Consider the following 319-nt stretch of genomic DNA (forward strand, 5'->3'; position numbering starts at 1 on the left):
ACATCTGTCATATCGGACAGCATAACAGCATAACTATTTTGTTGTGCTAAAGATACAATCGTCATAGAAACGGTTATATTCTTAGAACTTTTCGTCACTAAATCAGCTATCTCACCGCGAGTAAAAACCTGATTTTTTCCTTTCATAGTAATCCACTTCAACAACTTCTCAATCAAAGATCAGCTTTGCAAAGTAAATAATGATGATAATGGTTGTCTCCGTAATTCATTTATTTCATAGCCAGTTAATGCTAAAACAGCGCGACTAACCGACTGAATGAAGCCCTGTTCATTCAACCACAAAATGCCATCAGTAGCTG

At 36.4% G+C, this 319-nt stretch carries 1 pseudogene; it reads right to left on the reverse strand.

Going from position 1 to position 319, the window contains the following annotated elements:
• Positions 1-319, reverse strand: a pseudogene (locus ACFIK8_RS12220) (PAS domain-containing protein); the annotation flags it as partial.

The organism is Bartonella sp. MR168JLCBS, assembly GCF_042194175.1.